The sequence below is a fragment of the Acidiphilium sp. AL genome (genome assembly GCF_025499445.1).
GTDB lineage: Bacteria > Pseudomonadota > Alphaproteobacteria > Acetobacterales > Acetobacteraceae > Acidiphilium > Acidiphilium iwatense.
This window is the reverse complement of record NZ_JAIMBZ010000023.1, coordinates 23,624-40,711: the sequence shown is the minus strand read 5'-3', so window position 1 is coordinate 40,711 and position 17,088 is coordinate 23,624. Positions and strand designations below refer to the sequence as shown.

General features: G+C 65.5%; 20 protein-coding genes. 11 read left to right on the top strand and 9 right to left on the bottom strand.

The annotated features are described in order from the left end of the window. Positions 1-123: 123 nt before the first annotated feature. The 3 genes from AiwAL_RS13285 to AiwAL_RS13275 are packed head-to-tail and all read right to left on the bottom strand — an operon-like array spanning position 124 to position 3,034. Positions 124-594 (bottom strand): CinA family protein, encoded by a 471-nt coding sequence (locus tag AiwAL_RS13285; protein WP_235704105.1) that lies wholly within the window; start codon positions 592-594, stop codon positions 124-126. Beyond that, on the bottom strand, positions 591-1,046 hold the full coding sequence (locus tag AiwAL_RS13280) for a phosphatidylglycerophosphatase A (RefSeq protein WP_235704104.1): 456 nt from the start codon (positions 1,044-1,046) through the stop codon (positions 591-593). The genes AiwAL_RS13285 and AiwAL_RS13280 overlap by 4 nt, the downstream gene beginning before the upstream one ends. Beyond that, positions 1,043-3,034 carry a lytic transglycosylase domain-containing protein gene (locus tag AiwAL_RS13275; RefSeq protein ID WP_262312835.1) on the bottom strand — a complete coding sequence of 664 codons (1,992 nt, stop codon included), beginning with the start codon at positions 3,032-3,034 and terminating at the stop codon, positions 1,043-1,045. The genes AiwAL_RS13280 and AiwAL_RS13275 overlap by 4 nt, the downstream gene beginning before the upstream one ends. 90 nt (positions 3,035-3,124) lie before the next feature. On the opposite strand from AiwAL_RS13275, the gene dapA reads away from it, so the two are divergent. The 3 genes from dapA to AiwAL_RS13260 are packed head-to-tail and all read left to right on the top strand — an operon-like array spanning position 3,125 to position 5,170. After that, positions 3,125-4,003: a 4-hydroxy-tetrahydrodipicolinate synthase gene (dapA, locus tag AiwAL_RS13270; RefSeq protein WP_235704102.1), complete on the top strand. Its 879-nt coding sequence runs from the start codon at positions 3,125-3,127 to the stop codon at positions 4,001-4,003. Beyond that, a complete protein-coding gene (gene smpB, locus AiwAL_RS13265; protein ID WP_235704101.1) occupies positions 4,003-4,482 on the top strand; it encodes an SsrA-binding protein SmpB in 480 nt (159 codons plus the stop codon). The genes dapA and smpB overlap by 1 nt, the downstream gene beginning before the upstream one ends. A gap of 13 nt (positions 4,483-4,495) precedes the next feature. Beyond that, positions 4,496-5,170: a sulfite oxidase-like oxidoreductase gene (locus AiwAL_RS13260; protein WP_235704100.1), complete on the top strand. Its 675-nt coding sequence runs from the start codon at positions 4,496-4,498 to the stop codon at positions 5,168-5,170. Positions 5,171-5,228: 58 nt separating this feature from the next. Here AiwAL_RS13260 and AiwAL_RS13255 read toward each other — a convergent pair whose 3' ends face one another. Further along, entirely contained in the window at positions 5,229-5,957 is a 729-nt protein-coding gene (locus tag AiwAL_RS13255; protein ID WP_235704099.1) for a bifunctional 2-polyprenyl-6-hydroxyphenol methylase/3-demethylubiquinol 3-O-methyltransferase UbiG, read from the bottom strand. A gap of 71 nt (positions 5,958-6,028) precedes the next feature. Here AiwAL_RS13255 and AiwAL_RS13250 point away from each other — a divergent pair, with 71 nt between their 5' ends. Beyond that, a complete protein-coding gene (locus tag AiwAL_RS13250; RefSeq protein WP_262312834.1) occupies positions 6,029-6,379 on the top strand; it encodes an MmcQ/YjbR family DNA-binding protein in 351 nt (116 codons plus the stop codon). Here the strand turns inward: AiwAL_RS13250 and AiwAL_RS13245 are convergent. Together AiwAL_RS13245 and AiwAL_RS13240 are read right to left on the bottom strand one after the other, a co-directional pair. After that, positions 6,351-7,025, bottom strand: a complete 675-nt coding sequence (locus tag AiwAL_RS13245; protein ID WP_262312833.1) for a uracil-DNA glycosylase — start codon at positions 7,023-7,025, stop codon at positions 6,351-6,353. The genes AiwAL_RS13250 and AiwAL_RS13245 overlap by 29 nt on opposite strands. Before the next feature lie 2 nt (positions 7,026-7,027). Further along, positions 7,028-7,600: an NYN domain-containing protein gene (locus AiwAL_RS13240; RefSeq protein WP_235704096.1), complete on the bottom strand. Its 573-nt coding sequence runs from the start codon at positions 7,598-7,600 to the stop codon at positions 7,028-7,030. A gap of 105 nt (positions 7,601-7,705) precedes the next feature. Here AiwAL_RS13240 and folK point away from each other — a divergent pair, with 105 nt between their 5' ends. The 7 genes from folK to AiwAL_RS13205 all read left to right on the top strand — a co-directional run bounded on the left by folK (position 7,706) and on the right by AiwAL_RS13205 (position 13,505). Beyond that, positions 7,706-8,221: a 2-amino-4-hydroxy-6-hydroxymethyldihydropteridine diphosphokinase gene (folK, locus tag AiwAL_RS13235; protein ID WP_235704095.1), complete on the top strand. Its 516-nt coding sequence runs from the start codon at positions 7,706-7,708 to the stop codon at positions 8,219-8,221. Between the two features lie 115 nt (positions 8,222-8,336). Then, positions 8,337-8,747 (top strand): DNA-directed RNA polymerase subunit omega, encoded by a 411-nt coding sequence (rpoZ, locus tag AiwAL_RS13230; RefSeq protein WP_235704094.1) that lies wholly within the window; start codon positions 8,337-8,339, stop codon positions 8,745-8,747. A gap of 36 nt (positions 8,748-8,783) precedes the next feature. Then, the gene (locus AiwAL_RS13225; protein ID WP_262312836.1) at positions 8,784-11,027 is read left to right on the top strand and encodes a bifunctional (p)ppGpp synthetase/guanosine-3',5'-bis(diphosphate) 3'-pyrophosphohydrolase; all 2,244 of its coding nucleotides are present in this window, start codon (positions 8,784-8,786) and stop codon (positions 11,025-11,027) included. A 10-nt stretch (positions 11,028-11,037) separates the two neighbouring features. Beyond that, a complete protein-coding gene (gene acpS, locus AiwAL_RS13220; RefSeq protein WP_235704093.1) occupies positions 11,038-11,442 on the top strand; it encodes a holo-ACP synthase in 405 nt (134 codons plus the stop codon). Positions 11,443-11,446: 4 nt separating this feature from the next. Continuing rightward, positions 11,447-12,535: a class I SAM-dependent RNA methyltransferase gene (locus tag AiwAL_RS13215; protein ID WP_235704092.1), complete on the top strand. Its 1,089-nt coding sequence runs from the start codon at positions 11,447-11,449 to the stop codon at positions 12,533-12,535. Between the two features lie 125 nt (positions 12,536-12,660). Next, positions 12,661-12,951 carry an antibiotic biosynthesis monooxygenase gene (locus AiwAL_RS13210; protein ID WP_235704091.1) on the top strand — a complete coding sequence of 97 codons (291 nt, stop codon included), beginning with the start codon at positions 12,661-12,663 and terminating at the stop codon, positions 12,949-12,951. Further along, positions 12,948-13,505 (top strand): CGNR zinc finger domain-containing protein, encoded by a 558-nt coding sequence (locus tag AiwAL_RS13205; protein WP_235704090.1) that lies wholly within the window; start codon positions 12,948-12,950, stop codon positions 13,503-13,505. Before AiwAL_RS13210 ends, AiwAL_RS13205 begins: the two co-directional genes overlap by 4 nt. 44 nt (positions 13,506-13,549) lie before the next feature. Here AiwAL_RS13205 and AiwAL_RS13200 read toward each other — a convergent pair whose 3' ends face one another. The 3 genes from AiwAL_RS13200 to AiwAL_RS13190 are packed head-to-tail and all read right to left on the bottom strand — an operon-like array spanning position 13,550 to position 17,066. After that, entirely contained in the window at positions 13,550-15,349 is a 1,800-nt protein-coding gene (locus AiwAL_RS13200; protein WP_235704119.1) for a tetratricopeptide repeat-containing sulfotransferase family protein, read from the bottom strand. A gap of 14 nt (positions 15,350-15,363) precedes the next feature. Then, positions 15,364-16,476, bottom strand: a complete 1,113-nt coding sequence (locus AiwAL_RS13195; protein WP_262312832.1) for a D-alanine--D-alanine ligase — start codon at positions 16,474-16,476, stop codon at positions 15,364-15,366. Next, positions 16,473-17,066 carry a DedA family protein gene (locus tag AiwAL_RS13190; RefSeq protein ID WP_235704088.1) on the bottom strand — a complete coding sequence of 198 codons (594 nt, stop codon included), beginning with the start codon at positions 17,064-17,066 and terminating at the stop codon, positions 16,473-16,475. The genes AiwAL_RS13195 and AiwAL_RS13190 overlap by 4 nt, the downstream gene beginning before the upstream one ends. Positions 17,067-17,088 lie beyond the last annotated feature (22 nt).

Here is a 17,088-nt window from a genome sequence, read left to right as displayed (position 1 = left end):
CCGTGACCATTCCAGCAATCCTTCGGATTGCCGGAACCTTTGGTCACTCCGCCGCGAATGCGGCGCGCGCCTTATGGCGCGGAGCCAAGCGCGCGGATGCGCGCGCCCGGCGTCTGAGGGCCATCAAAGACTCTCGACGAGCATATCCAGCGCGTGATCGACCGTGGCCGCGCGGATGGCGGCGCGGTCGCCGGGGAAGACGCGGCATTCGGTGATCGTGGTTCGGCTCCGCGCGGCAAGACCGAACCAGACTGTGCCTACGGGCTTTTCCAACGAACCGCCGTCGGGTCCCGCGATTCCCGTCACCGCGATGGCGCGATCGGCGTGCGACCGGGCAAGCGCGCCTTCGGCCATGGCGGCGGCGACTTCGGCGCTGACCGCGCCATGGAACGCGATCAACAAGGGATCGACGCCGAGCAGCGCGGTTTTCGCGTCGTTGGCATAGGTGACGAAGCCGAAGCCGAAGACGGCGGAGGATCCCGCGATATCGGTGATCGCGGCGGCGATCATCCCGCCGGTGCAGCTCTCGGCGGTCGCGATGGTAAGGCCGCGCGCGATCGCGCGGTCGAGCAAGGTTTTCGCGCGAGGATTCACAGCCCCGTCCCCGGCCAGATCAGCCGCAGGATCAGGAGAATGATGGCGGCGAAGCCGCCGGCCAGCCAGTCATCGGCCATGATGCCGGGCGCGTCGGCGCGCGCATCCGCGAGACTGATCGGCCAAGGCTTGCGGATGTCGAACACGCGGAACAGCAGGAAGGCGAGCAGCACGCCCGAGCCGGTCAGATAGGGCAGGCCGAGCAGGGCGATCATCTGCCCGGCGATTTCGTCGATCACGATCCAGCCTGGATCGCGCGATCCCGCTCCGGTGCGCGGGATCGCGAGCAGGCCGACGACGCTGACGACGATCGCGCCCGCGATCAGCGGCCAGTGACCGCGATCGAGCAAAGCGCAGCCGATCAGCAGGCCGAGCAGCGATCCGGCGGTGCCCGGCGCGCGCGGCGCATAGCCGGTGCCGAGGCCGGAGGCGAGCACGGTGCTTATTTTCACTGCTTATGCAGCCATTTGCCGATCGGATCGCGCGCGGGCTTGCCGCTCAGGGCGCGATAGACCACGATGCCTTCGGTGACCCGCTCGACGTAGTTGCGGGTTTCGGCAAACGGGATTTCCTCGATCCAGGTGATCATGTTCGCCCCGCCGCCGCTCGCGGGCAGGCGCGGATCGCCATAGGACGCGAGCCATTTGGCGACATTGTGCGGCCCGGCATTATAGGCGGCGATCGCGAGCGGCAGGCAGTCGCCGAAACGGTTCATCAGCATCGCGAAATAGGCCGAGCCGAGCGCGATATTCTGCTCGGGATCGGCCATCAGCCCGGCTTCAGGGAGGCCAAGGCCGGATTGCATCGCGATCATCCGTGCGGTGCCGGGCATGAGCTGCATCAGCCCCTCCGCGCCGGACGGGCTCATCGCGCCCGGATCGAAGCTGCTTTCCTGGCGAATCAGCGAGAGCACGACATCCGGCCCCACTGCGACACCTGGCGGATCGACCGCAAGTCCGGGCGGGACCGGCCAGCCCAGTTGCACCAGCATGTCGCCCGCCATCCCGGCGAGGCGCGCGACCGCGACGGCGCTCGGCGTCTGGCCGAGCCCGTCGGCGAGGCGGGCATCGAGATACCGATCGTCCAAGGCGGGCGAGATTTCGGCCACGCGAAGCAGGAAGGCGCGGGCGCGGCGCGGTGCGCCCATTTCGGTCAGCAGCACGGCGGCTTGCGGCAATTCGCGCTCGGCGAAGCCGACTTCCTGCGCCATGGTCGGTTTCGGAATGCCGATGGCACGGATTCGGTTGCCGAGCGCGGCCGGCGTCTCACCCATCTGCAGAGCGGCGAGCTGGCCGTAGAATGTGTCGGGGAAGGCGCTCGCGCGGGCGAGATCGGCGGTCGCCGCCGGTCCGGTCTCGGTCTGGGCCAGCCAGTAGAAGGCGCGCGCCTTGGTGATGACGGCGGTGGAATCGCGGCTCAGGGCGAGAAACCAGGGTCGCGCGAGGGCAGGATCGTTGAGGAACCGGAGCGCGATGAAGCCGGCGAGGAAATCCCGGCTGGCTTTCTTCACGTTACTGTCCGGACGGGCGGCGGCGATCAGCGCATAGGCATCACGGGCATCGGCCGATTTCAGAAGATCGTGCGCGAGGGCTTCGCGCCTGGGCCAGAACAGCGCGCGGGCGAGGCCGTGCGCCTGCTGCTCGGCCGCAGCACCGTCGTTCTGCCAGAGCGCGAGTTTCGGCGCGGAATCGGGCGCGGCAGCGAGCTGTGCCAGGAACAGGAACGGCGCCGCCTGCTGATGCGGAGTCAGGGACGCGATCAGCGCATCGGCGTTCGCCGCCCCGCGCGCCAGGGCGAGCCAGGCCGCGCCGGTTGCCTGATCGGCAGGCGGCAGGAGCGGAAGCGTCGTGGTGGCGGCGACAACATTCCCGGCCAGAGCGAGGTGCTGGAATCGCGCCCAGTTCGCATGGGACGTCAGCATCGAACCATACTGGGCGAGGAAATTCGAAGCATCGGCTTGGTTGGCGTAGCCGTCGATCCAGGCGCGGCGGGCGAATTTCGGCGCTTTTGCCGGGTCGGTCGCGGCGAAAGCGGCAGCACAGCGCGCATCGGCGGCGGCGGTGACCGGCAGGCGCCGGGCACATTGCTCGCGCACAACGGCATCGTCCGGGTCGGCGGCGAGCGCCTCGCTCCAGCGCCGGGCAAGGATCGATTGTTCCGGCCAGTCCGGGTTGCGCGCCATGAAAATGCCGATTTCCACCTCGCTCGCCGCACCGGGATCGAGCAGGCGGAAATAGGTGACGAGCTTGCTCACCAGCTTGTCCGGCTGCGCGAGGGCGAGGCTTTGCGCGTCAGTCCAGTCGTTCGACCGCACGTCGTTCATGATCTGAACGAGGGCGGGATTCGGCGCCGGCGGGGCGGCCATGGCGGCAAGCGCGCGGGCCGCGCCGATCGCGGTCAGGCCGAAAGCGGCGGCGAGCCGTATCGCGAATCTCCTCATACCCCCGCAATAGCAGGCTTGCGGGCGCGCGCGTATCCCTTGTTCAGGATCGGCGCGGAGAATAGGTTACGCGCAATAGCGGAGATACAGATGGTTCATGGTTCACTGGTCGCGTTGATCACCCCGATGCGCGCGGATGGCGGCATCGACGAGGCAGCGCTGGAACGTTTCATCGAATGGCAGATCGCGGAAGGCACCAACGGTCTGGTCCCGGTCGGCACCACTGGCGAATCGCCGACGCTGACCCATGACGAGCACAAGCGCGTGGTGGAGTTGACCGTGACGGTCGCCCGCAAGCGCGTGCCGGTGATCGCCGGGGCCGGTTCCAATTCCACCGCCGAGGCGATCGGGCTCGCCCGCCATGCGCAGACGGTCGGTGCCGACGGCGTTCTGGTGGTCACCCCGTATTACAACAAGCCGACCCAGGACGGGCTGTTTTTGCATTACACGGCGATCGCCGATGCGATCGAGATTCCGGTCATCATCTACAACATCCCGTCCCGCTCGGTGATCGACATGAGCGTGGCGACCATGGCCAGGCTGGCGAAGCACCGCAACATCGTGGGCGTGAAGGATGCGACGGCGAATCTCACTCGCCCGCTGCACACGCGTGCCGCGTGCGGCGAACAATTCTGCCAGTTGTCCGGCGAGGACCACACCGCGCTGGCGTTTCTCGCGGCGGGCGGCCAGGGCTGCATTTCGGTCACCGCCAATGTCGCGCCAAGGCTATGCGCCGAAATGCACGCCTCCTGGCGGCGCGGCGATATCGGCGGGGCAATGGCGATCCAGCAGCGTCTGGTGCCGCTGCATGATGCGATGTTCGCCGAAACCAGTCCCGCACCGGTGAAATTCGCGGCATCGCTGCTCGGCTACGGTACCGATCATTGCCGTCTGCCGCTCGCCCCGCTGAGCGAAGCGGTGCGCGCGCAGGTACGCGCGGCGATGGCGAGCGCCGGATTGATCCCCTGATGGCGGAGCCCCGAAAACCCGGCCTGATCTCGCACGGGATTGCCGCGCAGAACCGCAAGGCGCGGTTCAACTATACGATCCTCAGCACCGTGGAGGCGGGGATCGTGTTGCGCGGCGCCGAAGTGAAATCGCTGCGCATGGGCCGGGCCACGCTGAGCGAAGCCTTCGCCGGCGAACGCGACGGCGAGATGTTCCTGTTCAACATGTATATCCCGGAATATCAGGGCGGCGTGCTGTCGCGCTTCGACACCAAGGGGCCGCGCAAGCTGCTGCTGAAGCGCAAGGAGATCAACACGCTGATGGGCGCGATCGCGCGCCAGGGCTCGACCGTCGTGCCGCTCGACGTGCATTTCAATCCGCGCGGCATGGCGAAGGTGACCCTGGGCATCGCCGAGGGGCGCAAGCTGCACGACAAGCGCGCGGCGATCGCCAAGCGCGACTGGGAGCGCGACAAGGCGCGGCTTTTGCGCAATCGCTGAACAGGAGACCGTGATGGACGAGACCGACAAGGACCGGATCAGCATCCTCGGCCAGATCAAGGAAAAACTGATCGGCCGCAAGCAGGACTGGGCGCGCGAGGGCAGGCTGCTGACGGGCGCCGCCGCGAACCCGGCGCAGCGCCTGCCGCCCGGCCAGCGCGAGGTGACGGACTGGCCGGTGCTCGATCTCGGCATTCAGCCCGAGGTGCCGCGCAGCGCCTGGCGCCTCGCCATCGACGGCGCAGTGGAGAACCCGGTCACGCTCGACTGGGACGCGCTGATGGCGCTGCCGCAGCAGGACAGCGTGTTGGACATGCATTGCGTGACGCAATGGTCGCGCTTCGACAATCACTGGCAGGGCGTGTCGATCCGCACGATCGTCGATCTGGTGCGGCCGAAGCCTACCGTCACCCATGTGCTGTTCGAATCCTACGACGATTACACGACCAATCTGAGGCTCGAACAATTCGCCGCCGAGGATTGCTTTCTGGTCCACACCTGGGAGGGCAAGCCGATTCCGCGCCAGCATGGCGGCCCGCTGCGGGTTCTGGTGCCGCGCTATTATCTGTGGAAATCGGCGAAATGGGTGCGGCGGATCAGCTTCGCCGAAGCCGACCGCCAGGGATTCTGGGAAACCAGGGGCTACAACAACAACGCCGATCCGTGGCTGGAGGAGCGGTATAGCTGAGCTGGGATCAGGAATTTCGTCAAATTATCATAGATGTTAGTCCTGCAGCCGGCAGACTTCAGCGCCGTGCCGCGATGAGCAGGAACATCGGCCGCTCGCGTTCCTCGGCCAATTCGGGCTGTGCCGCGATCTGTTCGTCGGTCGGCCCCCATTCCTCGACATGGGCGATCGTGAACCCGATACGGATCAGCAGATTGAGATAGGTGCCGATGGTGCGATGCTGTTTGATGATACCCCTGGCGAGCCAGTCCGTCGTGCGGGGGCCTTCGATCTGATAGGCATCGATGGGCCATGTCTTGCGGCCCTGTACATCGACTGACCAGCCAGGATGCGTCGGTGCCGTGTAGATCGGGTGCTCCGCCGAGAAGATCAGATGTGCCCCCGGCACGAGCGCGCGGTGTATCGTCGCTAACAGTCCCGACAGATTCTCGATATAATGCAAAGCGAGCGCGCTATAGGCGAGATCGAACGACGCATCGGGCAAATCGAGATGTTCGAGATCGGTCCTGGTGTAGGTGATCGCGGCATCCGATGTCGCGGCTTTGGCCCGCGCCAGCATCTTTTCCGACACGTCGATGCCGAGAACCCGTGCCGCTCCTTGTTGGCGCGCCCAGCGGCAGAACCAGCCGAAGCCGCAGCCGAAATCCACGACTTTGCGGCCACGGAGATCCGGGAGCAAAACCCGCAGCGCAGGCCATTCCGGTGCGCCGGCCAGCCCTTCGACCGAACGGTTCAGTCGGCTGTAGCCCTCGAAGAACGTAGGGTTATCATAGATGTTTTGTGTCATGGTCCGTCCGCCATTATCGAATCTTTAAGAATGATGTCCGATACTATTCATCTTGTGGAGCGGCACGAGCCATGAACCTTGCCCAATTCGACACCGTCTGCCAACGCTTTCCCGGTGCGGCGCTTGCGATTCAATGGGGCGGTAGCCGCGTCTACAAGGTGGGCGGCAAGATGTTCGCCCTGGGCAATCGTGACGCCGGCGTGCCGTATTGCGTCTTCAAGACGACGCCGATCGCCTATGAAATGCTGCTGGACCAGGGACTCGCGACCCGCGCGCCCTATCTGCCGCGCGGCTTCTGTGTGAAAATCGGCGATCCCGATGCGCTGCCGGACGATGATCTCGCCGGCTATTTCGAGCAATCCTATCGGATCGTCGCGGGCAGCCTTCCCAAGCTCACGCGGAAAAGTCTGGGGCTGGGCTGACGGCACTTGTCAGGTGGTGTTTCAGGAACGCCACCACCGCCTCGAACATCGCGGGCGTCAGCCGCTTTGTGCTGGTGTTGTAGCGCGAGACATGGAAGCTGTCGGCAAGCACGATGTCGTTCGGCAGGCGATGGGTGGCGCCGTGAGCGAATTTGGCGAAACCCTGCTTCAGGCCATGGGCGCGCAGCACGGCCTGATGCGCGACGACGCCGAGGGCGAGGATCGCGCGCAGATTGTGCATTGCGGCGATTTCCGAGGCGAGGAACTGGTTGCAGGTAGCGATTTCGGCGGGCAGCGGCTTGTTCTCTGGCGGCACGCAGCGCACCGCGTTGACGATGCGGCAATCGCGGAGCGAAAGCCCGTCATCCGGGCGTTCCTCATAGCGCCCGATGGCGAAGCCGAATGCCAGCAGGGAGTCGTAGAGCAGTCGTCCCGCATAGTCGCCGGTGAATGGGCGGCCGGTGCGGTTGGCCCCGCGCAGGCCGGGAGCGAGGCCGACGATGAGCAGCCGTCCGTCCAGCTCGCCGAAGCAGCGCACCGGGGCATTGTGCCAATCGGGGAATTTCGCGCGGTTATCCGCCCGGAACCCGGCAAGACGCGGGCAGAGCGGGCAATCCCGCGGCGGCGTTTCCGGCGTTGGAGGCACGCCTATTCCTGATCGGCCTCGACGCGCTGGGCGCGCTGGCGCTGCTCGGTCTGGCGGCGGGTGAATTCGCCGGCGATATCCGACAGATCGACGAACTGGTCGGCCTGGCGGCGCAATTCGTCGGCGATCATCGGCGGCGTGGTCTTGATGGTCGAAACCACCGTCACCCGCACGCCCTTGCGCTGAGTGGCCTCCACCAGGCGGCGGAAATCGGAATCGCCGGAGAACAGGATCGCATGGTCGATATGCGGAGCCATTTCCAGCATGTCGATCGCCAGTTCGATATCCATGTTGCCTTTCACGCGGCGGCGCCCGGAGCCGTCGGTGAATTCCTTGGCGGGCTTGGTGACCAGCGTGTAGCCGTTATAGGCGAGCCAGTCGGTCAGCGGTTTTAGCGGCGAATATTCCTCGGTATCGAGCAGTGCGGAATAGTAATAGGCGCGGATCAGGTTGACCCCGCCGAAAAATTCCAGAAGCCGCCGGTAATCGACATCGAACCCGACCGCGCGGGACGCCGCGTAGAGATTGGCGCCGTCGATGAACAGCGCGGTTTTTTCATTGGGCAGAAGGCGCATGACCAAAACCTTTCGAATGCTTCTCGTCTTGAAATATTCAAATCGAATATAGACGAATGACATTCAGATTACGCGAAACCGTCACGAACGTATAGGGTGGACGTCATGATCCTGATCGCGATCGGCGCCAACCTGCCGGGGCCGGATGGGGCGAGCCCGCGCGATACCTGCATCCGCGCGCTCGAAGCGGTGCGGGCATTGCCGGGGCTCGAATTTCGCGCCGTCTCGCCCTGGTATCGCACGACGCCGGTGCCGCGCGATGCGAGCCAGCCCGATTTTTGCAACGGCGTGGCGCGGTTCGACGTGGCGCGGTTTGCCGGCGTTGCCGAACCCGAGGCGCTTCTGGCGGCGCTGCACCGGATCGAGGCGGAATTCGGCCGTGAGCGGTCGGTGCCGAATGCTGCCCGCACCCTCGATCTTGACCTGATCGACCTGAACGGCCTGGTGCGCGACGCGCCGCCGCCGATCCTGCCGCACCCGCGTGCGCATCTGCGCGCATTCGTGCTGCGCCCGCTGCTTGATGTCGCGCCCGATTGGGTGCATCCTCGCTCCGGCGCGGCGGGGATGTCGCTGCTGGACACGGTGCCGGGCGGTTCGGATGCTCCGATCGGCCGATGGTGATGGCTGCGTTGCCGGTGCAACCCGATTGGTTGCGCCGCAGCGGGGGTTACGCTATATTCCAATTTCGATTGTCGTACCGCGCGCAGCATTGGGCGCATAGTTTGGAGTTGGCCGGATGGCACGCGTCACCGTCGAAGACTGCATCGAGAAGATCCCCAACCGATTCGAGCTGGTTCTGCTCGCCGCCCAGCGCGCGCGCAACCTTGCCCGCGGCGCTTCGATCACCATCGATCGCGACAACGACAAGAACCCGGTCGTCGCCCTGCGCGAGATTGCCGACGAAACCATCGATTTCGGCGCGATCGAGCAGGATCTGGTCAAATCGCTCTCCCGCGTGCCCGATCCCGAGCCGGCGGACGAGGAAGTTCAGGACCTCATCCCGACCGACCAGAATATTTTCGGTCTGCAGGATGTCTCCGCCGAGGAGGAAGCAGCCGCGCTCGCCGCCGAGTCTGAGGAAATGACCTCCGAGGATATCGCCGCGGCGATCGAGGCGGAGCTCGGCGGTGGCCGCCCGCGCCGCTGATCAGGGCAGGCGGCCATGCCTGACCGGCGCGCGGGGATGCCGACGATCCATCCCTTGTTCGCGCCGGAGGGAAGTGCGGCCTCTATCGGGCACGAGGCGCTGGCGCCGCTGCTGACCCGGCTTGGCAGCTACGATCCGAAGATCGACCCCGCCGTCATCGACGACGCCTATAGCCTCGCCGCCGAGGCCCATGCCGCGCAGACGCGCGAGAACGGCGAGCCCTATATCACCCATCCGCTCGCGGTGGCCGACATCCTCGCCGATTACCGGCTGGACGGCGGCAGCATCGTCACCGCCCTGCTGCACGACGTGATCGAGGATACGCGGGTCACCCTGCCCGTGCTGCAATCGCGTTTCGGCGCCGAGATCGCCGGGCTGGTCGATGGCGTGACCAAGCTCACCCGCCTCGAACTGCAATCGGACCGGACCAAGCAGGCGGAGAATTTCCGCAAGCTGGTGCTGGCGATGAGCAAGGACATCCGCGTCCTGCTGGTGAAACTCGCGGACCGGCTGCACAATATGCGCACGATCCATTTCGTCCACGAGCCGGAGCGGCGCGCGCGCATCGCCCGCGAGACGATGGAGATCTATGCGCCGCTCGCCGAGCGGATCGGCATGGACCGGGTCAAGACCGAGCTGCAGAACCGCGCCTTCGCGGTGCTCGATCCGGAGGCCTATGAATCGATTCAGGCGCGGCTGAATTTTTTGCGCGGCCAGGGTGCCGACGTGATCGACGAGGTGCGCGGTGAGCTGTTGCGCATTCTCGCCGCCGCTGGTGTGGACATCGTCGATATATCCGGCCGGGAGAAGTCGATCTTTTCCATCTGGGAGAAGATGCAGCGGCGCAACGTGGCGTTCGAGCAGTTGTCCGACATCATGGCGTTCCGCATCGTCGTTCCGACCCGCGAGCAATGCTATGTCGCGCTGGGGGCGATCCATGCCGCATTTCCGGTCACCGCTGGGCGGTTCAAGGACTATATCTCGACGCCGAAGGCCAACGGCTATCAGTCGCTGCACACCGGTGTCACGCTGCGCCATCCGCGCAACCAGAAAATCGAGTTGCAGATCCGCACGCCGGAAATGCACGCGATCGCGGAAAACGGGGTCGCGGCGCACTGGCTGTACAAGCAGAACGATGCTTCGCCTTCCGATCTCAAGCAGTTCCGTTGGGTGCAGGATCTGCTGGAGATCCTGGAGAACTCCACCGCCGACGAATTTCTCGAGAACACCAAGCTGGAGCTGTATCAGGATCAGGTTTTCTGCTTCACCCCCAAGGGCCAGCTGATCCAGTTGCCGCGTGGGGCGACGGCGGTGGATTTCGCTTATGCGGTGCATTCGCAGATCGGCGATACCTGTGTGGGGGCGCGGATCAACGGACGGCTGATGCCGCTGCGCTACGAGCTGCAGAACGGCGATCAGGTGGAGATTCTGACCGCACGCGGCGGCACGCCGTCGCCGTCGTGGGAGCGGTTCGTCGTCACCGGCAAGGCGCGCGCGCGCATCCGCCGGTTCCTCGCCGGGCAGCTCCGGGTGCAGAACCGCGACCAGGGCAAGGCGACGCTTGCCCGCGCGTTCCGCCAGGAAGGCGTGGACGGATCGGAAAAAGTGCTGGACGCGGCTTTGAAGTCGCTGAAGCAGCCGAGCCTGGACGATCTCTATATCGCGGTCGGCACCGGCAATATCGGGGCGCGGGACGTGGTTCACGCCGCCTATCCCGAGCTGCGCGAGTCCCATGCGCCGCGCATGGTGCCGGGGATGCTGGCGCGGCCGGCGCGCAGCCCCGCGCGGCCGAACAGCCTGCCGATCACCGGGTTGATTTCGGGGATGGAAGTGCATTATGCTGGGTGCTGCCACCCGCTGCCGGGCGACAAGATCGTCGGCATCATCACCACCGGCAAAGGGGTGACGATCCATACCCGCGATTGCATGACGCTGGAAACCTTCGCCAATACGCCGGAGCGGTTCATCGATGTAGATTGGGACTATGCCCAGCTCGGCCAGGGCAAGGACGCCGGCAAGGATGGCGCGGGACGAGACCGGCCGTTCACCGGGCGGATCAGCGTGATCGCGTCGAACGCGCAGAGCACGCTGGCCAATCTGGCCAATGCGGTGGCCAAGCAGGACGGCGCCATCGCCAATCTGAAAATCGTCCATCGCCAGCAGGATTTTTTCGAATGCCTGATGGATATCGAGGTGCGGGATTTGCGGCATCTGTCGCAGGTGATCGCGGGGTTGCGCGCGGCCAGCGGGGTCGCCCAGGTCGATCGCGCCAGGACGTGATCGCCGTTTCATGATCGTCGGTATCGGCTCGGATCTGTGCGACATCAGGCGCATCGAGGCGACGCTCGCGAAGTTCGGCGAGCGGTTCACCGCGCGCATCTTTACCGAGACCGAGCGGTTTCGCGCGGAGCGCCGGGCGCATCAGCGTGCGTCGAGCTACGCCAAGCGGTTCGCGGCGAAGGAGGCGTGCGCGAAGGCTTTGGGTACCGGGTTCCGGCGCGGCGTGTTTTTCGCCGATCTCGGCGTGGTCAATCTGCCCTCCGGCCAGCCGACCATGGCGTTGACCGGCGAGGCGGCGCTGCATCTCGCGACGCTGGTTCCCGAAGGCCGCGTGCCGTTCATCCATGTGTCGCTGACCGACGAATATCCATATGCCTACGCGCATGTGATCATCGAGGCGCGGGAGAATATCTGACGCCATGTCATCAACTGGAACGGTGCCGGCGGTCTGCCGGCATTTCGGCATATGCGGCGGCTGCACCGAGCAGGACGTGCCGGAGCAGATCTATCATGCGGCGAAGCGGGAGCGGTTGATCGAGGCGTTGGCGCGGGCTGGATTTGCCGATGCGCCGGTCGCTGAGATGATCGCGATCCCGATGGGCACGCGAAGACGGGTCGATTTCGCGCTGCTGCGCCAGGGCGGGGCGGTCCGGCTCGGGTTGCACGCGGCGAAATCGCGCGACGTGGTCGATATCGCCGAATGCCCGCTCGCCCTGCCGGCGATCGCGGCGCTGATCGCACCTTTGCGTGAACTGGTCGCGAAACTCTCTGGGTTTCGCAAATCGGGCAGCGTTTTGATCAATGCGCTGGATCACGGGCTGGACGTGTCGCTGGCGCTGGATGGTGCCGCGAGTGCGGCGGATCGATCCTGGCTGATCGCCTTCGCGCGCGACCATGCGCTCCTGCGCATCAGCCTGGGCGACGAGCCGGTTCTGGTGCTGCGCGAACCCACGCTCGATCTCGGTGGGTTGACCGTCATTCCGCCGCCGGGCGGGTTTCTGCAGCCGACCGTCGCGGGCGAGGCGGCGATCCGCGCCGCCGTGGTGGCCGGGTTGCCGGGGAAACTCACCCGCAAATCATGGATCGTCGAACTTTATGCGGGGGTTGGAACGCTAACGGGCGCGCTTGCCGGCCATGCGCGGGTTCATGCGGTCGAAGGGAACAAGGCCGCCTGCGCCGCGCTCGAAGCCGGGGTGCGCCAGGACGGGCTTGCCGGGCGCATCACCGTCGAGGCGCGCGATCTGGCGCGCCGGCCGGTGACCGTGAAGGAGTTGGCGGGCGCGGCCTGCGTGGTGCTCGATCCGCCGTTCGACGGAGCGGGATCGCAGATCGGAGCCATCCTGGAGTCGAAGGTTCCGCGCGCGATCTATGTCAGTTGCAATCCTGACGTCCTGGCGCGCGAAGCGAAATTGCTCCGGCAGGCGGGGTATCGGGTGGTTGCTGCGGCGCCGATCGACCAGTTTCCCGCCTCCGCGCATCTGGAAAGCGTGGTTGTGTTCGGGAAATAAAATAGCCAGACGAATGGAGCGGTTGCCGCGAGCATCTCGTCGTCTGTTCACGGATGCGTGTGACGGGCTTGCATTCAACACGGACTATTCTAAAATAGACCGTGTTGAATGGTAGGAGCTCATGTATGGTTACCGTGATTTGGGACATGCGCGTGACGCCAGAGGCGGCAGACGAAGGCTTGGCGATCATCCGTAAGATCTGGATGGATATGCGCACCATGTTTGCCGGCTACGCCGGGCATCGCCTGTTCGAGGACATCGATCATTGCGGGCATTATGTCGTGGTCAGCGACTGGGTTAGCCGAGAGGAAGCCGATCGCGTGCGAGATTTGTACGCGGATGCGGAGCCGGTCCGGCAACTCGCACCATTGCTGGCCGAGGCTCGCATGCGGATAGTCCTCTCCGAACTTCCATGAGCCCACCCAAGCTGATCGGCAACACTCCAACCCTGACACTGACGATCGCGAACTCGGCGATTGCGCGCAAACCGGCAGGCTCACGCGAGAGGCGGCTGGACGATCCTTTTCGTGATATCGAGGCATTCATCAGATTTGCCTCCGTCTGGCTGGCCGCCGAGAAAGTGACCGTCTCACAGGGCGATCTGGCGCGAATGGTGTGCTGGCGTGATGCTTTGTTTGAAATTCTGACGGCTTTCATCAATGGAACGGCATCGTCAGCCGCGCTCGCGGTTGTCAATCAGGAGGCTGAACGTGCCCTGAGCATACGGCGCATCTCGGCGGAGTTGACGATCGAGACCGCTGTTTGCGATAGCTTTGTAGAATTACTTGTCGGCATGTGTCTCGATGAATTGGAGGCATGTGATCCGACACGCCTCAAGAGATGCTTGCGGCGCGAGTGCGGGTTGTTTTTCTATGACAAAACCCGCAACCGTAGCGCCCGTTGGCATGCCGAAGATCCGTGCGGATGGCGGAGCCGTGGTGAGAGACGGAATCAAGACCGGCCTGTGTGAAAAATGACAGGTGTGCGAAAAGTTTTGACTTGCGCGATGTCGTATCACTCGATGGTGTAGCCCAGGCGTTCGATGATCGGCGCAAGGATCGGCACGATGGGTTCGAGATGACCGCGATAGTTGCGATAGCGGTAGCGCGAGCGGTCGTAGAGTTTTTCAGTGACCTGGGCATAGCTCGCGGTGCGGGCGTAGCGCTGGTTCTTCTCGAATTGCAGGCAGGCCGGGTCGAATTCCTCGCCGATGAAATCGAGCAATCCCCGGATTTCGTGTTCCTGGTGATCGACCACGTCCTCGTAGCGCACCGCGCGGTAGCGGAGTGCAGGAATATTCTCGCGATAATGCGCGATCAGCCCGGCGGTGAGCGCGTAGTGTTTCGCGGCGGTCTCCAGTTCGGCGGCGCAGAAGAACCCGTGGGTCAGATGGTTGGAATAGACCGAGAGAACGACATCGAACGGGTGGCGCAGCAGGTGGATGATCGGCGCCTGCGGGAACATCAGATGGATCAGGCCGAGATGGGTTTCGTTCAGCGGCATCTTGTCGGTGAACCAGGTCGCACCGTCGCGCAGGATGCCGGCCTGACGGACGCGCGCGAGGTAATGGTCGCGCAGCAGGTCGAGCCCTTCGCGCTGGTCGCCCATCCAAAGCTCGGCAAGCGCGTCGGGATAGACCAGCGGGCTCGCGAACAGGCGCGGGATCAGTTGTGTCGAGTCGTTGATGGTGGGTAGTTCGTCGCCGGCGGCGATGCGCGGATGCACCGAGAGCGTCTGCTCGATCAGCGTGGTGCCCGAGCGGGGAAAGCCGACGATGAAAATCGGCTGCGGCATATCGGTGCGGATGGCGGCGCGCGGCAGGGTGGTCAGGCGCCGTTCGGTGAAGAAGGCGCGCAGCCGGTTCGCGAGATCGGCGGCCGCATCGTCCAGATAGCGGCGGGCGCCGAGTTCGATGGCGCGTTTCTTGCCAGCGTCGAAGGCGGCGAAAGCCTCGTCGTAGCGGCCGAGCCGGTCGAGCAGCCGGCCTTTTTCCGAAAGCTCGGCGGGACCGAGCGTGCCGCCCTGGCCGAGCGCGTCGAGTTTCGCCAGTGCCGCCTCGGTCTCGCCCTTGCGGGCGAGAATCGTCGCCCTGGTGAGCGACACGCCGGGATTGTTCGGGGCCAGCGCCTCGGCGCCGTCGATCAGTTTCAGCGCTCGGTCGAATTTACGGTCGGCTTCTTCGGTGCGCGCCCAGCCCAAAGTGGTTTGCAGCACGCCGGGATTGAGCTTGACCGATTTGACATAGAGCGTGCGGGCCTCCGCGATCCGGCCCTGGGTTTTCAGGTTCCAGGCGAGATTGGCGAGGGTGACCGCATCGTCGCGCTCCAGCAGGCGCAGCACTTCGCGGTAATGGTATTCGCCGATCAGCGGCCGGTTCGCCTCGGTCATCACCAGGCCCATCAGGTTGTGCGCCTGGGCGCTGCGCGGCGCGATGCGCACGGCGTTGCGGGCATGGATCTCGGCCTCGGCCAGCGCGCCGCGGGCGAGTAGCATCAGGGTAAGCTCGTTGGTCGGGATGAAGTTATTCGGGTTGATCGCGACCATGCGGCGCAGCAGCGTCTCGGCAGCGCCGAGCTTGCCTTGCTGGCGCAGCAGCCGGTGCAGGGCGAACAGAGCGTCCTCCCGCCCCGGCGCGAGTTCGAGCGCGGCGAGCAGAGCCTGTTCCGCCCTGGCCGCGTCGTTGTCGGCGAGCGCCGCTTCGGCCTGTTCGAGCAGGGGTTTGACCGGCGCCGTCGCATCCGGCGGGCTCAGCGTCGCGAGGTCGAGGCTGCAGCAGCGCTGACGCCGCAATCCCGAACCGCATGGGCAGGGCATCGTATCCACCGCGTTCAGTCGTTCGTGGGGTATTGCGCCATCAGCGCCTTCTGGCGTTGCCATATGCCGAACAGGCGCCAGGCGCCGTAGCGCGGGGTGCCGCGCTTGCGCATCGCGGCGCCGATCCGGAACGCGGTGCCGTAGTGGAAGAACTGGGTGCGGTAAGCTTCGACGATCGAGGTTTCCGGGTCCCAGATATGGGTCGCTTCCGATCCCGCGCCGTTGACCTCGATGATGCTGAAATCCTCGCCCCGGCGCAACGCGTTGGGCGATGCAAAGCGCAGATCGAACCGGCCGAAATGGAACTCGGGAATGTCGCGGGCGATCGCGTCGATCCGGTCGGTCAGCGCCTGGGTGATCAGATGCCGCCCGTCCTTGAAGGTCGAGCCCCGGCAATGATTGCCGACGAATACCAGCCGGGCCCGCTCGCCCTGCGCCGGGATACGCGCCGCCTGGGCGCCGAGCTTGGGCAGCAGCAGATGCGACACCGAGTTGAGCCGCGCATCGGCGGCGATCAGGTCACGAATGCGCGAGCGCCCGTCTCCCGTCACCATCGGGGCGTATTTCAGGGTGACCGAGGTGATCCGCCCGCGCGTCTCGTCCGGGTGGCGGATGTAGAAAATCCCGGCCTCACCCTCGTGCGGCACCAGCGCCTGCAACTGCAGGCGGGTGGCGCGGGGAAATTCGGCGAGGTAGCGGGCGAGATCGGCACTGGTTTCCACCAGTCGGACGCCGGCGCCGTTGCAGCTCATGTCCGGCTTGGCGACGACCGGATAGGCGAGGCCCGCTTCGGCCATCGCCGCCTCGGCCATCGCAAGATCGGCGCCGGTGGCGAGACCCTGGGTGGTGATGCCGATATAGGGCGCGATCCAGCGCCGCGCCTCGGCCCCGGCGAGATCGAGAATGTCGTTCTTCGATTCGCCGCAGATGCCACCGGCTTCGATCCGCGGGTTGGCCAGGGCGGGCAGGGTCAGGCTGCGATGGCGCAGCGCCTGGGCGATCCAGAACAGTGCGACCGGGGCGTAGAACACGGCGCCCGGCCAGAACTCGAAGAAGGAAACCGGCTTGGCCTGGGTACGGCGCGCGATGGCCGCCTGCAGTCGTGAAGCGAGCGAGATATCGCTCATGAACCGTCCTTTCCGATCCGTTCCGCCTGCCAGCGCGTGGCCATGCGTCCCACCACTACGAGAAGAACGACGAAAACCGCAAGTCCAACCCAGCGGTAGGGGCCGAGATAATGCAGCATCAGCGCGCCGAGCTTCAGGCAGAGGAAAAACAGCAGGCTGGTCCAGGCGAGAGTGGCCAGGATCGCGGCGGCGGCGAAGCCGAGGAACGGCGCCTTGAGGAAGCCGCAGGTGGTGTAGGTCGGCAGGCGCAGGCCGGGGACGAACCGGCTGACCAGAACCACCGGAATCAGCCGTTCCGCGACCCAGTCGCGCCCGATATCGCGACGCCGCGCCGGCACCATGCGCTGGGCCCACGGGTGCTCGACCGAGAGCCGGCCGAGCCCGTAGAGCCCGAGATCGCCCAGCACGATCCCGGCATAGAGCGAGCCGAGGGCCAGTGGCAGCGAGACCGCGCCGGCGGCGACCTGCATGGCGGCGAGGAGGGTCGCGGCATCCTCCAGCACGAAGGTGCCGAGAATGATCGTCGTTATCTCAAGGGGCGGACTACCGGCGGCAGAGCCCAGGAGCGTGCTGAATTCGGTTAACCACATGAATTGTTCACATAGGCGAAAC

Coding starts and splice junctions, on each gene's coding strand:
- AiwAL_RS13250 (WP_262312834.1), top strand. CDS start 6,029: ATGAACCTTGCCCAATTCGACACCGTCTGCCAACGCTTTCCCGGTGCG.
- dapA (WP_235704102.1), top strand. CDS start 3,125: ATGGTTCATGGTTCACTGGTCGCGTTGATCACCCCGATGCGCGCGGAT.
- AiwAL_RS13260 (WP_235704100.1), top strand. CDS start 4,496: ATGGACGAGACCGACAAGGACCGGATCAGCATCCTCGGCCAGATCAAG.
- AiwAL_RS13215 (WP_235704092.1), top strand. CDS start 11,447: ATGTCATCAACTGGAACGGTGCCGGCGGTCTGCCGGCATTTCGGCATA.
- AiwAL_RS13210 (WP_235704091.1), top strand. CDS start 12,661: ATGGTTACCGTGATTTGGGACATGCGCGTGACGCCAGAGGCGGCAGAC.
- AiwAL_RS13255 (WP_235704099.1), bottom strand. CDS start 5,957: ATGACACAAAACATCTATGATAACCCTACGTTCTTCGAGGGCTACAGC.
- AiwAL_RS13275 (WP_262312835.1), bottom strand. CDS start 3,034: ATGAGGAGATTCGCGATACGGCTCGCCGCCGCTTTCGGCCTGACCGCG.
- AiwAL_RS13225 (WP_262312836.1), top strand. CDS start 8,784: ATGCCGACGATCCATCCCTTGTTCGCGCCGGAGGGAAGTGCGGCCTCT.
- acpS (WP_235704093.1), top strand. CDS start 11,038: ATGATCGTCGGTATCGGCTCGGATCTGTGCGACATCAGGCGCATCGAG.
- smpB (WP_235704101.1), top strand. CDS start 4,003: ATGGCGGAGCCCCGAAAACCCGGCCTGATCTCGCACGGGATTGCCGCG.
- folK (WP_235704095.1), top strand. CDS start 7,706: ATGATCCTGATCGCGATCGGCGCCAACCTGCCGGGGCCGGATGGGGCG.
- rpoZ (WP_235704094.1), top strand. CDS start 8,337: ATGGCACGCGTCACCGTCGAAGACTGCATCGAGAAGATCCCCAACCGA.
- AiwAL_RS13240 (WP_235704096.1), bottom strand. CDS start 7,600: ATGCGCCTTCTGCCCAATGAAAAAACCGCGCTGTTCATCGACGGCGCC.
- AiwAL_RS13190 (WP_235704088.1), bottom strand. CDS start 17,066: ATGTGGTTAACCGAATTCAGCACGCTCCTGGGCTCTGCCGCCGGTAGT.
- AiwAL_RS13195 (WP_262312832.1), bottom strand. CDS start 16,476: ATGAGCGATATCTCGCTCGCTTCACGACTGCAGGCGGCCATCGCGCGC.
- AiwAL_RS13205 (WP_235704090.1), top strand. CDS start 12,948: ATGAGCCCACCCAAGCTGATCGGCAACACTCCAACCCTGACACTGACG.
- AiwAL_RS13200 (WP_235704119.1), bottom strand. CDS start 15,349: ATGCCCTGCCCATGCGGTTCGGGATTGCGGCGTCAGCGCTGCTGCAGC.